The sequence below is a fragment of the Legionella busanensis genome, assembly GCF_900461525.1.
GTDB classification, from domain to species: Bacteria; Pseudomonadota; Gammaproteobacteria; order Legionellales; family Legionellaceae; genus Legionella_C; species Legionella_C busanensis.
Genome location: NZ_UGOD01000004.1, coordinates 1 through 17,003, shown reverse-complemented (window position 1 = coordinate 17,003; position 17,003 = coordinate 1). Strand labels below are relative to the sequence as shown.

The following is a 17,003-nucleotide window of genomic DNA, read 5'->3' as shown; positions in this document are numbered from 1 at the left end:
TCTCTAAAGCCATCAATTCTTCTATTGTTTTTCTTTATTGAAAAATTGGCGAGCGAATCAATAAAGAAATTCTAAATCATAGTAGAGCAGGGTATAGTGAGCAAGTTATAAAACAATTATCTAAAATGCTTAGCTTAAAATATGGAAAAGGATTTGACGAAAAGACGCTACTTAGAGTAATTAAGTTTTCTAAAGTTTTTTTCAGATGAAAAAATAGTGGCGACACTTTCACCACTATTATATTAGTCAAATTTTATAGAGCTGATTGCCATTGTTGATGAGCTAAAAGAAAGTTCTATACCGAAATGTGTCGGAATGAGCACTGGAGTGTAAGAGAGCTTAGAAAAAAATTAGATAGGTTTTTACAATAATATTAAATATGATGTTTTTAAATACATATGTATTTGAAATCATATGTATTTAATGGCATAATAGAATTTATGACGTGGCAAATTATATTTCAAGATGATTTCAATGATGAATTTGATGAACTAAACGAAATAGTTCAGAACGAGTGCTTAGCTCATTTAAAGGTATTAGAGAAATTTGGGCCAGAGCTAGGTCGCCCTCATGTAGACACTTTAAAAGGCTCTAAACATGCTAATATGAAAGAGCTTCGATTTAAGGCAGATCAGGGTGTATGAAGGCTTGCTTTTGATCCAATGCGTAGAGCTATCTTGCTTATTGCTGGAGATAAGTCCGGAGGAAGCGAAAAAAGATTTTATAAAGAGTTAATTAAAAAGGCAGATAAACGGTTTGATAAACATTTATCAAATTTAAAAGAGTGAGGTAAATTATGGCTAAATCACTTGATAATAAATTAAAATCTCTTCCTAAGAAGAGAAGAAATGATATTAAAAAGCGAGCTAATCAGTTAATCGCTAAAGAAATGACGTTGCGTGATTTACGTTTAGCGCTCTCTAAAACTCAGGAAGATTTAGGCGCTATCTTACATATGAAGCAAGATGGCGTTTCTCGATTAGAAAAACGCTCAGATATGTTAATTTCGACATTGAACAAATATATTTCAGCAGTGGGGGGCTCATTAAAACTAATCGCTGAGTTTCCTGATAGAGCGCCTGTAGAAATACACGGTATTACAGAACTTCGGAACCATTAAAGTTAATATTCCAGTTATAAATAATAAAAATAGTAATAATGGTATCAAACATTTTCTGATACCTATTAAGGTTGCCTTGTCTTATAAAGGAATAAAGCAGCTATTTAAAGAGCTAGCAGATTTACTACTATTAGGTTTTATTCTTGCATTAATCTGGGGATTATTAATTACTTTTAGTATTTGATCACTTACAAGAATGTATCTTGCATTAGCTTGTTGAGTTCACCCTAATAAATTTTGTGCTAAGTCTGATAAATTCTATAATCAGACCTTATCGAGAAATTATATCATTAATTACCTTCTCAATTTCTCTCTTATATTTCCCATGTCATGATTCATTGATTAAGTTTCTCCCATTGGTTTAGATATATAGCTTAGCTATATACTATACTGAAAGAACTTTTGTCATCTTAAGTATTCTAACAAGGAGAAGTGATTGAAAATATTAATGGTGCTGACCTCACATGATATGCTCGGCAATACGGGTCATAAAACAGGATTCTGGTTGGAGGAGTTTGCAGCGCCCTACTTTATATTTAAAGATGCCGGTGTTGAACTTACATTAGCCTCACCTAAAGGTGGGCACCCTCCTATTGATCCAAAGAGTGATTTACCTGAAAATCAGACTCCGGCTACGCAGCGATTCAAGCATGACGAACTGGCCAAAAAAGAGCTATCCCAAACGGTCAAACTTGCAAATGTGAAAGCAGAAGATTTTAATGCGTTATTCTATCCGGGTGGTCATGGTCCTTTGTGGGATCTTGCCGAAAGTGCTGAGTCAATCAGTTTAATTGAATCGGTTTATAATTCTGAAAAACCTGTTGCTTTAGTATGTCATGCTCCTGGAGTTCTACGGCATGTCAATTATAAAGGGGCTTCTCTAGTCAAGGGAAAACGTGTGACAGGCTTCACCAATAGTGAAGAGGAAGCAGTACAGCTCACAGAAGTCGTTCCATTTCTCGTAGAAGATGAGTTGAAACGATTGGGAGGTCTATTCGAAAAAAAACTTAATTGGCAAAGTTTTGTTATCGTTGATGGCCATCTAATTACAGGGCAAAATCCTGCATCTTCAACTGCTGGCGCCCAAGCATTACTCAAGCTACTCTCGTAACCATAAATGCACTCACTCTCTTGAATTGCAATACTCAAGGGAGTTTCCAATTAAAAACTGGTTTGAGGATTAACTAGACTTAATTTTAGTTGATAAGACCATTATAATCCCTGTTGTTAAGAGTTGATTGACTTGCAGCGCTATACTGAATAGCACGATTACCTATCTGCTTTAAATTCTCTACTTCTTTTTGATTCTGTTCGACTGATTTAGTACTTTTTTTGTTTATAGAAGGTGACGTTTTCTCATATTTACGTTTTGAAAACATATAAAGGCTCAATTAATAAGCAATACATTAAATATAGATTAAAAAGACTAATTTTTGAAAAATACCCCTATTTAGATTAAGTAACAGACTGTATTCTCCCTGATATATTAAATTTTCTTAAAGAGTGAGATTATTAGTTTTTTTACTTGCTTATTAATAATTGGCTATATTTAAAGAGATGTTTAAAGCAAGTATTTCATAAGCATGAGATTTTGGGACTCGAATACTAGTTTCGGCTAATTATAAATACCTTAAAAAATAATTTATTTTTACTCTATTTATTAAAAATCATTAATTTTTATACATTTTCATTGTTTTTTTTCATATTTAAATTTGAAATATCAACTAAATAATGTTGAAAAATCAAGCATGTCAATCATATGGTATATGTATTAGTCGTTTTTTACTCCTTATTACATTGTTTATAATGTTGAAATTTTATTTAAAATGATGCATTATTGCCCGCAAAAGAGCTAATAGATAAACATATTGTTTAATTTACATTAGATATTTGGTTTTTTGATATTTAGCTATTCTAATTAAACATATATTTCGAACAAATATATGTTTAATTTTTGGTATAGAAAATTAGATAGTGAAAAGATGTATCCTAATAAATCAGACGAAAAAATATTTGTATGCGATTACAAAAAATATCCACCTTCAAGGCTAAAAAATTTAGTTAAAGCGATTAAAAAATCTACTTTTCCTCTTCCTAAGCCTATAAAAACGTTTTTAAGTAGTATTTCTATTGTCACTTTAACTATCGGTTCTTTGGGATTAGCATTACCTTTAATTTTTAAAATTAAAGATTTATCTTATCAAATTGATCAAGAAAACTTAGCTGAGAAATTTTATAAAAAGATTGGCGCTAAGATTAGTAATGGTTTTTTAAAACCGCCGTCTAATCATCCTATCGAAATGAAGTCTAAAACAAGATCTTTTAACCATGTAAATGATTATGCTATTGAAAATAAGATTTTATGGTATAGAAGACGAGGGTGTGAAAAAGGAAATGAAAAATTAGGAGCTTGGAAACCTATGTATTTTGATTCACTAAATCAAAATATATGGCCTATGTCTCTTACTGTTGATGGGGCTAATCTATGCGTAGTTGATAACCGTGGTGATATACACTATCGGAAAATTTTAACAGAGGCGAGAGGAAAAAATAAAAAGAAATCACACTTATATCAAATGGATACTCCGTCTATTAGACGACATCTACCAAAAGACTTCCAGTCTACTGAAAATTATATTGCTATTGATAAATCAGAAAAAGCAAATTGGAAGCCAATGTGGTACAGTTTTCCCTTTTTAAATCGGATAATCAACTTTTTTACTGGTAAAAGGCTTAATGTTAAGGGCCAATTCATAATCTCACACCGAGGCCGTTACAATGACACTTATTTAGATGCTGATGGACATCAGCATCCTACTTCTGTTGGTGTAACAACTGGGTATGAGCTTAGCAAAGATGGATCAACAATTATTAAGTATGATCCATGGGCACCTACCTTATCCAAAATTCTATTTTTTTTTCCTGAAACTAAAGAAGCTACCTATTCTATTAAAAAAATTGATGTGGGCGCCTCTTGCCTTATGGCCATAGGTCATAAGATTGATAAGAAAACAGGTATAAGTAAACTCACTCTATTAACCAACCTGTGTGATATTGATATCTTAGGAGGGAACCCCGGATTAAATTATGCCTATCAAACTGAGCATCCCTTAGAAGCAAAAATTAGAGATAAGGATTTAAGAATTTTACCTGATGAGGTTAGTAATGAAGGATGGGTTGACCACTATTTACCTAGTGATCTTGAGCAACCTATAGAATTTTATAATCAAATAACTGTTATTCAAAAACCACAGGATCAAAGGGAATTACGTATCGCTGCAAAACGAGGAGATACGTTAGGTTATTATTTTAAAGATTTATCACCACACTCTTCTTGGACTTTTAAAAAATATGATTGGATTGATACCAACGAACCTATTAAGCAAGTCGAAAAGAGACCTCGTCAGCTTAAGATATATAATCCTCCCTCAGATTATCAGGGTTTTTTTAAAAAAACTGGGAATAAACTACCAATTTTGGTAAGACACTTTGGTCCCAGAGCTTATCATTCGGCTGTAATAATAAAAGATGATAATAAGGAATATTTACTAAGTTTGCATAGACGCTGGGGATTACAAAATTTTCTTGGATTTAAGAAAAACTATTATGATTTAGTCGTTCCTAAAGAAACTAAGTTTGAAGGTAAACTAAATCAGTTCTTTAAGGATAAACGGGTACTACCCGTTAAGGTATCTATATCAAAAAATCATGGTGAAGAATTAATTGAAGTTTCTAATGTTAAGAGATGGTTTTAATTATAGTTCTAAATAAATACTAGTAAATATGTGTTTTTGGGACGCTTTTATATCATTCACCCTAATAGTCGTCTTATGCAATAACTAAGTTTAATTTGCAATATACAAATTACTATTAGAAATGTAGCCTGGGTGAAACAAAGTGAAACCCGGGTTTCGGCCCTGCAGGCCTGCACCCAGGCTACGCTTGCTAACTTCATTTAAGCCATCATGACCCACTGCATTAATCCACGCAGTCAATTTTGCAATAATGTGTTTAATCCAAATTAACGTGACCTCTGAAGTAGTTTGCACGTCTTTGCCTGGCAGCAAAAACATGCAATAAAATCATTGATTTAAATCAATAACTCATTAGGATTGTCAATTATTGGCCTATTCAGCTCATAATCACGAGTAAGAATGTTATGGTTAAATATGTCCTCGTAGAATTGGGTTGTTGAAGAACATCGACCTCGCCTAGGATTGTCTATAGCCTCTTTCGCTTTTTCAACAATCTGCTCATAGGCCGTTTTAGGATCTAACTGGTTTTTATCAACCTGCTTAATCAGATTCAGGATATCATTCACCCGATGAGGTACTCGTTTATCACCATGCTTCACCCTTTCTTTGAATAACCAATAATCACCTACTTTCCAGTTTGTAGCCATAATATGAGTTTTAATATTGTCTAAATTTGTTCTTATGTCATTATCCTCAGGAACAAGAGGAATGCTTACATCAGAATTCAGTTTTTCGTTGAACGCAGTTAACACAGGCTTATTGCGGGTAAATTCAACTGGTTTTGCACCCTTAATAAATTGTTCTGGAGTAATTTCAGGTAATAATTGCTGGTAATAAAATGCCGGCATAATCTTAAACCCCTTTTGCAAGAACGCTTGATAGGGCTCATCATCTAGTTCCTTCTGAGCTGTTTTTTTAATTAAAGCCCAAAGCTGCTTTACCTTATCAGAAATATCGTAATCACTTAATGATTTTCTGCTGACCTTAATTTCATTATCATAAAAATATCGAAATTGCTCTTGTTCAACTTTAGCCATATATCCCAATAATAATTGACCAATTAACCGATTACCCGTACGAATTGGATCATTTTTTTCTTCGCAAAGTTCCAATCGGAATAAGTCATTGATTATCTTTAAAACTTCCTCATCAGAAGCATTATAGAGAATTTTCTTAACTACACGAGTTTCGCAGTTTGAAATAAATAGATTAGAATTAGCGGCATAATTTTAATTTAGAAGTTGTGTCAGGATGTCGCGTTATCGATGTACAAAAGAATTGTATAAAGCATTTTTACAAGCAAGCAGTATGCGTTATTCAGGTTTAGCGCTATCAGAAGTAAGTCCTATAGCTTTATCCCATGATAGTATTAGCCGTTGGTTAGCTGATAAAAAATTCCGTCCTCGAGAAATATGGTCACTAGCAAGTCATTATGTACGTGCATCAGAACCTTGTCTATTGATAGCAGATGATACAGTTTTATCCAAGATACACAGTAAAAAAATAGAACTTGTAAATTATCAGTATTCTGGCAATGCCCATGATGTGATTGCAGGAATTGGTCTTATCAATATGCTGTGGCATGGTTTGGATAGTCAAGAATCCGTGCCAATTGATTATCGTATCTATGATAAAGATACGGATGGAAAAACAAAAAACACCCATTTTTGCGACATGTTAAAACTCGCTAAATCACGAGGACTCACTCCCACAGCAGTCGTCATGGATGCTTGGTATTCAAGTTTAGATAACTTGAAATCCATCCGCTCACATGGGTGGATTTGGGTTACACCATTAAGAAAAAACCGAATAGTAAATCGTCATGCTCGATTAGAAACATTAGAAATTCCCGAAGAAGGACTTTCGGTTCATTTACGTGGATATGGTTGGATTTTTGTATTCAAGTTCGTGGCAAAAAATGGCCGCATTGATTACGTGGCGACAAACATGGAAAATCCAACACGTGAGCAAGTAAAACACATCATGGATGCACGTTGGTCGGTCGAAGTTTATCATCGAGAAGTCAAACAAACATGTGGAATTGAGCGTTGTCAGGCACGCACAGGCCGAGCGCAGAGAAACCATATCTTTCTTGCCATTGCTGCTTGGTTTGAGCAACATAAATTACGTATTACTCAAAAAACTACTCTTTATCAACAAAACTGGCATGTAATCAAAAATGCTATTCAGGAGCAGATCAAATTCTTAATGTTTCAACCTACATGAGCCAAGTGCGAAACTCGTGAACTAGCTGACTTTTTTTATCGCTTGGAATATTAGACGTTACCTTATAATTTTCCTGTGATAATCCAATTTTCAATAAAAAAAGGTGCGGTTTATCAGACAACTTCAATGAGTCAATTATTTTATCAGACATATTAATACCAGATCATTTTAACTAATTAAAATTGACAGCTATTAAATCATTAATAAGGATGAGAGACTATTTTTATGCCGAATTGCCTCAACTTTCTTGCCAAACGCTATCAACGAAGTACATAAATTGCATTTATTGCTATTGCCGAAGGAGGGAAGCAAAAATTAAGTATCCAATTATATATAAAAATAAAGCGTTGGCGTTACTGGGCTTTTATCAGTAAAATTGCTTTCGAAACTTATTTTCTTGAGTTAAAGTTGCAAGTCTAAATTTTGTTTATGCGGTGACACTTGAGCATATTCTCCTCTCCTTTTTAACCTTTTTACTCGTAAAGTCTGAAGATTTTATTTAAAACGTACGTTGATTAATACACAGAGTTTATGAACTGAATTAAACGATAAATTTAAGAAATTTAATATCTGATTGATGCGTTCACAAACCCATCATTTTAAGGCAATACATGCAGTTAATGTTAGAATAATTATTAGCGATATTAAACTAGATAAAATTTATTATAAGTTTCTGAAACAGTTATTATTTAAGATTAGAATAATAAATTAAGGCTCTAACATTAAGAGTCACAACCTTATAATTAATGTTATTTTGATTTAAATAAATAGTTGGTATTAAATTTAATTTAATTGTTCTTATTTTATGCTAATTATGGGTGCTAAGTTAACTCATTCCCAGTTAGTAGAATTAGGTCAGTATTTAGGTTACCCGCTTTCCACTGGAATATGTCGCGGATTTTCTATGATGCTTTGCCAAGCTTGGCTTGTAGAAGAGAGCTATAAGTTCTTCTATCGCCTAAAGTGTATTGAGAGTTATGACAATGACTTTGAAAAATTAAAATATGATATTGAGCAAATACGTTTACACACAAAAAACTATGGTTTCTTTAATTACCCGGAAGAAACAGAAATATTTTTAGAAATCCCAGCCTTTTATGAGGGTATTCAACTCTATTTAAATCCCGCTAGGTATTTTGAGTTATTTTCACAATATTTAAACCAAGAAAATTTGGAAGATATTTATTCAATTGTATATCCTAATAAACTGTCACAGGAAAAATTGGTTGTTAGTTTGGATAAACTACATGCCTTTACTCAATCTGAGCTAACTGACTATTTCAAAGACTTAGAGAAGATAATGGATGAGGCGCAGGTTGTTGCACCTATTTTACTGTCATCCAGTAATCATGCAGTATGCTTTTACTATGATAAGAATATTCGAAAATGGGTATATGTTGATATTAATGATTTTGCTCGTTTCCCGAATCTTATGTCTTATACTCGTGAGTTAGATAGTAACTCATTAGCTAAGAGTATTTTTTCTTCACTTTCGTCTGATGAGGCAGACTATGTGGCTTTTAATATTCAAGTGATTACAAAAGCCAGTCAAGAAGAGTCTATTAAAATTGCTCTAACTGAGTTAGAAAAAAAATATCCTTTCGAGTACAACCATGCAAACCGATTTGATGCTTATCAAGTAGGCTTATTTTATCTAGCTTGCCAAAACAACCAATTTAATTTAGTACGAAGCTTACTTAAGCAGGAAAATATTGATATTAACAAAACAAGTGTTCAAGGTATTACTCCCTTATTCCTGGCATGCGAGTATGGACATACTACTATTGTTTCTGAATTACTTAAGCACCAAAAAATCGATATTAACAAGGCAACCAATGAAGGAGCTACGCCACTTTATATTGCCTGCCAAAATGGCCATTTTGATATTGTCTGTGAGCTGTTAGAACAAAAAAATATAGAAATTAATAAATTTACTAAATATGGAGCGACGCCACTGTTCGCAGCCTGCCGTAATGGGCATATGGCTATTGTCTGTAAGTTACTTGAACAAAAAAATATTGATTTTAATAAAGAAGATAATGATGGATCAACCCCGTTGTTTATCGCTTGTCAACTAGGTTATATTGATATTGTCCAAAAGTTACTTAAACTAAAAGAGATTGATGTTAATAAACCGGATATTTATGGGGCAACACCACTTTATATAGCCTGCGAGCAGGGACATATGAATATAGTTCAAGCATTGCTTGAGCAAAAAAATATTAATATTAACCAAGCATATAATGGCGCAACACCCCTTTGGACGGCCTGCCAAAAGGGGCATACTGATATTGTTTATAGGCTGCTTGCTCAAAAGGGAATTGAAATTAATACTGAAACTAAACCTGGGGTTACTCCATTTTATATCGCTTGCCAGAATGGATTTACAAGTATTGTATGTAAACTGCTAGAGCAGAAAATTATTGATATTAATAAAATTAATTATAATGGTTTTACACCACTTTACATTGCCTATATAAATGGTCATATTGATATTGTTTTCGAGTTACTTAAGCAGGAAAACATCAATATTAATGAGCAGTATGACAATGGTGCTACATTGCTTTTCAATGCTTGTAAAAATGGACATACGGATATAGTTCAAGCATTGCTTAAGCAAAAAAATATTGAAATGAACATAGCAACTAATGACAACACAACCCCCCTTTTTATAGCTTGCGAAAATGGCTATATTGACATTATTAATGAGTTACTAAAACAAACCTATATTGATGTTAATAAAGCAACTAGTGACGGTGTTACTCCACTTTCTGTAGCCTGTGAAGGAGGATTTACCGAGGCCGTTCTTAGTTTACTTCAGCACAAAAATATTGCTATTAACCAAACAGATGAAGATGGTGCAACGCCACTTTTAGTCGCATGTCAAAATGGTCATATCGATATTGTCCGAGTTCTTATACAGCAGGAAAAGATTGATATAAGTAGGCCAGATAATCATGGCAGAACGCCTCTTAGTGTTGCTTGTGAAAATGCAGATTACGAGATGGCTATACTATTAATAAGTGCAGGTCATCCAATAGATAACATTAATCAACAATACATGCCGTTGCTCAAGGCTCATTGGCCGTCTCTTACGCAGAGCAATCATGAGCTCTTAGGAGGTAAACGAAGAGGGCCAGATTACCCTGATGAGCAACCAAAAAAGATTTATAAAACTAATTTAGAATTATCTCAAAATAGCTTCTTTTCAAGTCACATTGAACAAGATTCTCAAATAAATATGCAGAAATCTTCTGATAAAGCCCTTAAGCGTGATAATTAATTAATATTGCATTATTAATTTAATCTATCTTTATTAAGCTAAATAATATTTGGATTTAATAAATTACTTAAGTTATCTATATACTCTATCTAAATTAAGTAACTTATTTTTCTCATAGAAATATCGTATTCTAACCTTAATGCAATTAACTAATTTCTATATTGCTTACTAAGCATTTAGACGTATGTTAAATTATTGGCGCCTAGTTAATTTAATAATAGTTATAACCTAACTATAAAAATAATATTTTGTCGATAACAGCTGGTTTATTTAAATGACTTTCTTATTCCGTTTTACTACTATCTTAATGCTTTCATTCTCTGTATTGGCATTACCTTCTAAAACATTTACTCAAGCTAAAAAACAAGCCAGAATTGTTTTTGCCCTCCAACGTGAAACCTTATACTGTCACTGCAAATTTGATGCACGTTTAAGGGTTGATTTGGCAAGCTGCAATATGCAGTCAGCATTCGGCATTCGCCGCGCGCATGTAGTAGAATGGGAGCATATGATGCCTGCTGAAAACTTCGGTAACCATTTTGCTTGTTGGCGAGAGCCTCTTTGCATTAAGTAAAATGGAAAAAGATATAAAGGCAGAAAATGCTGCGAAAAAATTGATAATCAATTTAGACAAGCTGAAGGTGAGCTTTACAATTTATGGCCAGCTGTAGGCCTTGTAAATAGTGCTCGCTCTAATTTTCGCTACAGTATGTTAGAAAATCATACTTCCTTTTACGGTTGCCCTATTACCATCGATAAAAAATCAAGACGGGTTGAGCCTGCAGATTTTGCAAAAGGAATCGTCGCACGTGCTAACCTTTTTATGGCCTATAAATACGGTATTGATCTAAGTGAGGCACAACGAAATCTTTTTATTGCCTGGGATAAAGAATTTCCACCCAATGCGAATGAAAAATGGTGGGCAGAAGCGGTTGCTAAAATAGAAGGCTACCCTAATCCGTATATTATAAATCATGAATTAAAAAACAGTTGCTCTTTATCAAAATAAATTTGTTATCCATATATCCACACGGAGCGTAACAACCTGCCGACTAGTGAAGCTATAGTGTGGGTATGTGGGGTGTGCGACAAGAAGTCGCTAGTAAGAGTTGTTTCATTAAGAAACGAGCTGTACTGCCAGCTGAACCTAGGGATCTGAATAAAGAGCGATCCTGACAATGTAACAAAATACGTTTACGTGTGGGAAGCAAATCGTGAGAAGCGCTTCTTCCTGATAACCACAATCGGGTAAGTGCTAGGTAGCAGGTATGGTGAAGAAAACTGAACTTGTGATAAAGGTCGTCAACCCAAACAGGCGCAAGTGGTTGTCTCGCCTGAGCCAAGCGGCAATGAGGGCTGGTTAGTTGCTATCCACTACAACTACGCAGTCAAACAGCCTCCGGCCAATAACAAGCACCTAACCCTGCACATACTCTTTCTAGCGGAACTTGGGAACCTCGTATAGCTCCTGTTAAAACAGGTAAGTACTTTGCGAAAAGTGATGAAGGTTATGCGAGATTGGGAGGTTGGAAAAAGCGAATGTCTAGTGGTAATAGCTAGAATACAGGTTTAAACGTTACCTGACGCGAAAGCGAGCCTACGTCCAACTGGTCTCTTATTGCAAGAGAATTTGTAGAATCGCTTAATGAGGAAAAGCAAATGACGGATGTAACACTAACCGGTGCATCTTCAGCAAAGCAACTTGATTGGGCTGCCATTAATTGGAAGATAATTGAGTGCAATGTCAAACGACTGCAAATGCGTATTGCAAAGGCAACGCGAGAAGGAAGACCAGGACAAGTCAAAGCCCTGCAATGGTTATTAACTCATTCAAAATCAGCTAAACTATTAGCTGTAAAACGAGTGACAACTAACCGTGGCGCCAAAACGCCTGGTACTGATCGTGTGGTTTGGCGAAATTCTAAACAAAAATACAAAGCAGCGATGCAGCTCAAACGTAAAAGCTATCAAGCACAACCGTTACGAAGAGTGTATATCCCCAAGCGCAATGGCAAGCAGCGACCCTTAGGTATTCCTACCATGCAAGATAGAGCGATGCAAGCTTTATATACGATGGCGTTGGAACCTGTCGCTGAAACTACAGGTGATAAGCATTCTTATGGTTTTCGTAGAATGCGCTCAACTGCAGATGCCGTTCGCCAATGCTTCAATGTGTTAGCTCCCAAAGGAGCCGCTCAATGGGTATTAGAGGCGGATATTAAAAGCTGTTTTGATCATATCAGCCATGAATGGATTACCCAGAATATCCCTTTAGATAAAAGGGTTTTGCAAGAATGGTTGAAATCAGGATATGTCGAGCAAAAGAAATGGTTTAACACGGATGCGGGAACACCACAAGGTGGAATTATCTCACCTATGTTAGCAAACATGGTATTAGATGGATTAGAACGGGCAATTAAAGCAGGTACTAAAAAGTCTGATAAAGTGAACTTGGTGAGATATGCTGATGATTTTATTATTTCGGGCGCATCAGAAAAAGTGCTCATGAAAGTCAAGTCAGAAGTACAAACATTTCTAGCAGCGCATGGTCTGACCCTATCGGAAGAGAAAACTAAGATCACGGCTATCAGCAATGGATTTAATTTCCTCGGTTTTAATGTGAGACGGTATAACAATAGTAAAACCCTTGTTAAACCTTCCAAAGAAAGTATCAAAGACTTTTTGAATAAAATCCGAGCGTTGATAAAATCCAAGCCTTCTGTCAAAGCATCAGTATTAATTAGTCAGCTCAATCCTGTTATTAGTGGATGGGCAAACTACTATAAGCACTGTGTTGCGCAAAAGGCTTTTGCTTATGTTGACTCGCACATATTCAGGTCATTATGGCGATGGGCTAAGAAGAGACATCCTAACAAATCTGCAAATTGGGTGAGAGAAAAGTATTTTCGTACACGCAATCAAAGACAGTGGGTGTTCTCAACTACAACCATTACTAGGTCAGGGGTTAAAGAATGGCAAGATATCTTTATTGCCAGTTCAGTTCCCATCAGGCGACATATTAAAATTCGCACTGATGTTAATCTCTTTGACTCAAAAGATGCCGATTATTTTACCTCAAGAATGCTGAGGTATAAGCAATCACGTATTGTTGTTTAAACCAAACTTGCCGGGTTATATTAGATGTAGCTTTAAAGAGGCTTGAGCCGTATGCGGGGAAACTTGCAAGTACGGTTCTTAGGAGAGCGGTTATCAGTAATGGTAATCGCTTATCCGACAATAACCCCCCTTTTTCTTTTAACTTGGCCTTCCACCATGGTCCATAAAGCAAAGCATTTATCCTTGGAGGTAAGAAAATATTTTTATTGGTCTGATGTTTTCTTGTTTTAACTTGTTTAACAATTAAAATTTATCGTGGTAATTTGTTCTGCAATTTCTTTACATGATATTGATTATTCTGTTAAATTTGTCATAAATAATTTGTTAATATTTTACCCATAAACCGCAGTTCAACAATTCCTGCTTTTCTTCTTAATTAATCTGACGCTTTTCTTTCAATATTAGGCTTAAGACACTAAATGTAACTTCTATTTAGGTAAATTAATTTAGGTATAATGGTATTCACACTAAAAAATATTTTACCATTGCTTGATGGTTAATCTTTTAGCTTAAAATTTGTATAACATGTATTTTATATTAAAATAAATACATGTAGATAATTATTTATGCTTTTATGAATGAACTCGATAAAACTGAACGTCTGCAGATTATAAAACTTGAAAATAACCCCTTAGCAAAAGAAGTAGCGAAATTAGCTGAGCAAATAGCTTTAACAAAAGATAATTTAAGTGTTTCTAGTCGTTATGATGTTGAAGGTATAGTATGGCCTTTAGATGTCATGAAAACGGTGCTAGAGCGAAAAGCAAGGCAACGGCATGAGAAGGGACAACTGATTCCGTTTAATTATTTTGTAGCAGAATATAAACCACCTGAAGATTCAAGCGATTATTCCCTCGAAAGCCATCCTGAGCTCAATCAGCTTATTAATTTTTTAGTAGCTAATCATGCCAAATTGCCTATTGGTTTACGTTTTCAAATAGCCATACTTATAGATGGCCACTGGACGTGTATAGATAATATTATTACTGAAAAGGGTATATCTGCGTTTAACTTAGATTCAGTGATGGATAGGCGAGCAAGACATTTTTTCCAAGTATATTTAACTAATCTTCAATTAAATAATATTTTAGATTCGGGCTATATTTACAACATCAATGTTCCTTCTGATGGCCCTTTTGCTGAGACTCCCAAGGAAAAGGTAGCTAATATGATTCAACAAGATTGGGTTAGTTGCGGTATTTTCGTTGTTGACCATCTTTCTTTTCTATCAAGAACGAATGTTTTTAAGCACTTAAAGAAAGCATTTGGTGAGGGGCAATATCAAGAATTTGCCAGAGCAGATATACCCCCTGCTTTATCACCTATCTTTAGGTTAGCCCAAGGTGAAGAACTCTTTGAAAAACTAAGTAAACGGCAAAAGCAAACAATTGCGACGAAAAAGGATAAAACAAAGTTAGGTGAGCTAGATGGAGTTGCTTATAGTGCTAAAAATAAAGGCAAAAGGTTGTTGGAAGATGCTCACGCATATATTGAAAAGCCAACAGCCTATCAAGAAATTTTTGGCCATAATTTATTGCCAGCAGTTAGAAGGATATGTCAAACATTATTCAAAACCCGTTAATGATTTAATAGCATATATTCATAATGCGTTACCTCAGTGTGAGGGTCTAATAGATGAAGAAGCTATTAAATTTATGCAGCAATTACATAATATAATACTTAAAGACGATATAGATATTAAGAAAATCATAGAAATATTAGAGATAAGCATTGAAAATTTAGGAAAATTAAATGATGTTTCAGCTTATCGCATATTAGCAGGTGTTATTAGCTATGCTGCATTAAACATAATCGATAACCAAGAATTATTTGAATTTTATAAAACCTCGAAAACGTTCTATTTTTGATAGATTAAGCAATCATACTAATTCCTTTTTTAGTAAGCCTACCCCTTTTACTCCCTCTCTTATCAGTCATATTGAAAATGGAATTAAAAGTCAATTACTTTATAATGCTACGGCTGATTTAAGCAAGAGTAGTACTAGGCAGTTGGATTACCTAAATGATAATTCAGTTACTCAATTTATAAATAAGCCTCGTACCTTCGATACATCAGAGACTACAAGCAAGAAATTACTTGCTCAATTAAATACTCTAAGAGATAGTCAGGATAAAAAACAACTAGACACTTTAAGCCGAAAGTTAGAGGCTAAACGAGCAACCGTGTTTGATGAATTTAATTTTAAAATAAAGCCTACGCATTCATCATCCTCGGCGACCTTTACTTAATAGTTAGGTTATAGCTGGTTTAATCTAAATTTCAATGTAAGAAAACTTTTTGAAAGAGTGAGGTTGCATCTTCTATTAGAAATACAGGATCATTGGAAAATAGTAATTGGCTACTTATTCTTAGGCAAAGTTTTTACTAAAATTAATCATAAATATGCATTTAGCGCTAGTGCCATTAATCTTAATTCACAGAGCTGCCCAAACCACTTCACCTTGTTTAAATCAATTTTTAGTAACAAAAGGTCTTCGGTTCTTGTTTGGTGCTTAATAAAAAAATTACTCTGCTCCATTAAAATTTTACTAAGGATAAGGTCATACTTTTAAAGTAAACTAACCCGCACTGAGATTCTTCAAGCGTTTTACTAGTCGCCATGATAGCTAAGCTTTGGTTAGGTCAAGGGCTATGACAAAATTTCTTATTTATAAAGAAGGCAAAATTTTCTTCAGGATACGAGCCAACTATAAATTCGTTGTCTATTTCTGATTGCTTAGAAAAATTTAATGTATCTTCATTCCAGTTTAAAATGGGAAGTCTTTTAACAGAATTTGCAAGCTCATTAGTTAGCTCTATCTCTAATAGGGCTGGAATTGAAACATCAAAAAAGTGAGCTAACTTTTGCAGAAGCGCCCTTCTTGGCTTTTTAGTTTTGCCGGATAAAAGATGGTGTAGGGTCGGTTGAGGAATGTCAGACTCTTTGGAAAGCGTTAAAATGTTTAGCCGCTGGTTCCTGATTAACGCATGTAAGTTTTTGGTTGGTGTATTACTCATTATCGAATCATTTTTAAGTGAGAACTCAAATTGCATTGATGGTCTTAATTATTAAAAGTTTGTAGTCTCATGAAATTAAACCAGACGACCTTTTTCTAAAACAAAAGTCTTGTTAACCAATTTTCCTAAGTTGTCTTCCCGCTGATACACCATTTTAAAACCTAGGGTTTGCCAAAATTTAAACGCTCGTTCATTCTGCTCTTGTACAACACAGCGCATTTTATTGGGTGAAATAGCTTGTTCAAGTACATGGAAAAATTGGGCACCTAAGCCTTGGCGTTGATAGCTTGGATGAATTAAAAGATAACCAATTGTCCAAGTAGAATTTTGAGGATAATTAGCAATTAAATCAATAAGACCTAGCAAATGTTCCTTCTGATAGAATCCTAAGACGAACTTGTCTTGTTGAATGTCTTTAGTTGGGGGACAGGCGGTTAATATTCCTGCTGCTGAGCCTTTCTTGCCTTCACATAATTGAAAAAA

At 34.4% G+C, this 17,003-nt stretch carries 18 protein-coding genes; 13 read left to right on the top strand and 5 right to left on the bottom strand.

What is annotated here, in order from left to right; all coding sequences use genetic code 11:
* Positions 1-44: 44 nt before the first annotated feature.
* The 4 genes from DYH30_RS18745 (at position 45) to DYH30_RS16145 (ending at position 2,231) form a co-directional block, all read left to right on the top strand.
* A complete protein-coding gene (locus DYH30_RS18745; RefSeq protein WP_207385785.1) occupies positions 45-209 on the top strand; it encodes a DUF1016 N-terminal domain-containing protein in 165 nt (54 codons plus the stop codon).
* Between the two features lie 231 nt (positions 210-440).
* A complete protein-coding gene (locus DYH30_RS18660; protein WP_218018924.1) occupies positions 441-644 on the top strand; it encodes a type II toxin-antitoxin system RelE/ParE family toxin in 204 nt (67 codons plus the stop codon).
* Between the two features lie 152 nt (positions 645-796).
* A complete protein-coding gene (locus DYH30_RS16150) occupies positions 797-1,120 on the top strand; it encodes a helix-turn-helix domain-containing protein (RefSeq protein WP_115332789.1) in 324 nt (107 codons plus the stop codon).
* A 436-nt stretch (positions 1,121-1,556) separates the two neighbouring features.
* Positions 1,557-2,231 (top strand): type 1 glutamine amidotransferase domain-containing protein, encoded by a 675-nt coding sequence (locus DYH30_RS16145; protein ID WP_115332788.1) that lies wholly within the window; start codon positions 1,557-1,559, stop codon positions 2,229-2,231.
* Between the two features lie 85 nt (positions 2,232-2,316).
* On the opposite strand, the gene DYH30_RS16140 is transcribed toward DYH30_RS16145, so the two are convergent.
* A complete protein-coding gene (locus DYH30_RS16140; RefSeq protein WP_115332787.1) occupies positions 2,317-2,499 on the bottom strand; it encodes a hypothetical protein in 183 nt (60 codons plus the stop codon).
* Positions 2,500-3,063: 564 nt separating this feature from the next.
* On the opposite strand from DYH30_RS16140, the gene DYH30_RS16135 reads away from it, so the two are divergent.
* The gene (locus DYH30_RS16135; RefSeq protein WP_131740689.1) at positions 3,064-4,875 is read left to right on the top strand and encodes a hypothetical protein; all 1,812 of its coding nucleotides are present in this window, start codon (positions 3,064-3,066) and stop codon (positions 4,873-4,875) included.
* A 90-nt stretch (positions 4,876-4,965) separates the two neighbouring features.
* Here DYH30_RS16135 and DYH30_RS16130 read toward each other — a convergent pair whose 3' ends face one another.
* Positions 4,966-5,193: a hypothetical protein gene (locus tag DYH30_RS16130; RefSeq protein WP_115332785.1), complete on the bottom strand. Its 228-nt coding sequence runs from the start codon at positions 5,191-5,193 to the stop codon at positions 4,966-4,968.
* Between the two features lie 17 nt (positions 5,194-5,210).
* Positions 5,211-5,987: a hypothetical protein gene (locus DYH30_RS16125; RefSeq protein WP_115332784.1), complete on the bottom strand. Its 777-nt coding sequence runs from the start codon at positions 5,985-5,987 to the stop codon at positions 5,211-5,213.
* A gap of 139 nt (positions 5,988-6,126) precedes the next feature.
* Between DYH30_RS16125 and DYH30_RS16120 the strand changes: the two genes are divergently transcribed.
* The 8 genes from DYH30_RS16120 to DYH30_RS16090 all read left to right on the top strand — a co-directional run bounded on the left by DYH30_RS16120 (position 6,127) and on the right by DYH30_RS16090 (position 15,751).
* Positions 6,127-7,101 (top strand): IS701 family transposase, encoded by a 975-nt coding sequence (locus DYH30_RS16120; RefSeq protein ID WP_115332697.1) that lies wholly within the window; start codon positions 6,127-6,129, stop codon positions 7,099-7,101.
* Between the two features lie 814 nt (positions 7,102-7,915).
* The gene (locus DYH30_RS16115) at positions 7,916-10,384 is read left to right on the top strand and encodes an ankyrin repeat domain-containing protein (protein WP_160116238.1); all 2,469 of its coding nucleotides are present in this window, start codon (positions 7,916-7,918) and stop codon (positions 10,382-10,384) included.
* A 274-nt stretch (positions 10,385-10,658) separates the two neighbouring features.
* On the top strand, positions 10,659-10,958 hold the full coding sequence (locus DYH30_RS18425; RefSeq protein ID WP_242604798.1) for an HNH endonuclease family protein: 300 nt from the start codon (positions 10,659-10,661) through the stop codon (positions 10,956-10,958).
* A gap of 39 nt (positions 10,959-10,997) precedes the next feature.
* The gene (locus DYH30_RS18420) at positions 10,998-11,393 is read left to right on the top strand and encodes an endonuclease (protein ID WP_242604799.1); all 396 of its coding nucleotides are present in this window, start codon (positions 10,998-11,000) and stop codon (positions 11,391-11,393) included.
* A 650-nt stretch (positions 11,394-12,043) separates the two neighbouring features.
* The gene (gene ltrA / locus DYH30_RS16105) at positions 12,044-13,501 is read left to right on the top strand and encodes a group II intron reverse transcriptase/maturase (RefSeq protein ID WP_115332782.1); all 1,458 of its coding nucleotides are present in this window, start codon (positions 12,044-12,046) and stop codon (positions 13,499-13,501) included.
* 574 nt (positions 13,502-14,075) lie between these two features.
* Entirely contained in the window at positions 14,076-15,083 is a 1,008-nt protein-coding gene (locus tag DYH30_RS16100) for a hypothetical protein (RefSeq protein ID WP_115332781.1), read from the top strand.
* Positions 15,022-15,369: a hypothetical protein gene (locus DYH30_RS16095; RefSeq protein WP_115332780.1), complete on the top strand. Its 348-nt coding sequence runs from the start codon at positions 15,022-15,024 to the stop codon at positions 15,367-15,369. Before DYH30_RS16100 ends, DYH30_RS16095 begins: the two co-directional genes overlap by 62 nt.
* A complete protein-coding gene (locus DYH30_RS16090) occupies positions 15,332-15,751 on the top strand; it encodes a hypothetical protein (RefSeq protein WP_115332779.1) in 420 nt (139 codons plus the stop codon). Before DYH30_RS16095 ends, DYH30_RS16090 begins: the two co-directional genes overlap by 38 nt.
* A gap of 394 nt (positions 15,752-16,145) precedes the next feature.
* Here the strand turns inward: DYH30_RS16090 and DYH30_RS16085 are convergent, their stop codons facing one another.
* Positions 16,146-16,520: a helix-turn-helix domain-containing protein gene (locus DYH30_RS16085; RefSeq protein ID WP_160116237.1), complete on the bottom strand. Its 375-nt coding sequence runs from the start codon at positions 16,518-16,520 to the stop codon at positions 16,146-16,148.
* A 75-nt stretch (positions 16,521-16,595) separates the two neighbouring features.
* Positions 16,596-17,003 (bottom strand): GNAT family N-acetyltransferase (locus DYH30_RS16080; RefSeq protein WP_147285961.1); only part of this gene is annotated, 408 nt, incomplete at its 5' end.